Annotated in this window: 1 protein-coding gene and 1 pseudogene; both read right to left on the bottom strand. The window is 40.4% G+C overall.

Annotated features, from left to right (window positions below):
- A pseudogene (locus A3738_RS23960) lies at positions 1 to 821 on the bottom strand (hypothetical protein); the annotation flags it as partial.
- Positions 822 to 847: 26 nt separating this feature from the next.
- Positions 848 to 1350 (bottom strand): ATP-binding cassette domain-containing protein (locus A3738_RS23965; protein ID WP_156504468.1); only part of this gene is annotated, 503 nt, incomplete at its 5' end.

Consider the following 1350-nt stretch of genomic DNA (forward strand, 5'->3'; position numbering starts at 1 on the left):
GCAACGCGCTGTGACTTGGTCGAAAGTTCAGAGTTGAGCAAATCGATTAGCCGATGGCGTACAATCCTATTAAGTACTTTCGGCTTCATGATGGATGAGAACCGTGTAGACACTTGACACAAGATACGTCCACGAATCAATCTCATCACAAACTCAGATCCGAGTAGTATCAGTGCTCCGATAATACTGCCAATGAGAACTAGGTAAGAACCCGTGGGTAAAACCTGGTCGTAAACCACCATGACTATTAGTGGTACTGACAACGCAAAAAATCCAGTTAACACGCTAGTCAAAAGTACATGAGTTTTTAAAGGTTTGAATCGTGCAAATGTTTCTCGAACATAATCAATATTTCTTGCTTCAAGATGCTCTTTCTCTTCGTCAAAAATAAAGTACATCATCCGCTTGTTAAGCAGCTGACTTTCTCGCATCTCAAGGTAATCATCACCATCGAAAACGTGGTAAATGGAATCACGATCAATTGATTCAACTAGTAACAGCTTTTCATCATCCACAACAAAATAAGGAAATCGTCGACATTCAGATTGGCTTGAAAAAATCTCATCATAATTTCTCAAAAATCCAAGCCGCCCTAACACTTCTGCAAGTTGATCAGTCCGAACAAATGCGTCTCTATAACCAAGGACACGTCTTACAGTTAAACTGTCACCCTCGAAAGCTCTATTTTTCAAAAACCTAACCAATACCCTTATATTGTTGTGGGTTTCTTTCTCACTATCATCGAGGGAGAAACGATGTCCGTCAGATCCGTCTGAGAGTGGATCGAAACGGTCGCTGTCATATTCATGGTAATTATTCATTCATCTGCCCCTGTACTGTATTTTTCTCAAACGCAAAGATATTTTGTGCCCAAGTTAATAAACTGCGACTGCTGGCTTACAAGAATAATAATATGGTCCTTTTGACGGCGTTTTATGGCCTCCAAAAATAGATTATTAGATACCGGATCCATGTCAGAGTTGATCTCATCAAACAGTAAAACCGGCGTATTGGAACAGAGACATCTTGCGATCGCGATTTTCTGTCGCATGCCTTGGTGAAAAACACCATAGTCAACATTATCAAGGTACTCATCGAAAGACTTAGGGAACTTGGCCAAATCTTTCGTCAACCCAATTTCATGTGACACGTCATAGGCAGATGATTCTCTGCTTTTGTTATGTAACGTGATGTTGTCTAAAAACGAACCCTTGACTAATTTTGGTTGTTGCGGACAAAGTGAGATATAAGGTGTCAAATCTCGGTTGGCAATTTTTCTAACATCGATACCAGAGTAACTAATGACCGCTTGATCGTGCTCACAAAGCCCTGCTAGGGAAGATAATAATT

It is taken from the genome of Oleiphilus sp. HI0066 (assembly GCF_001635725.1).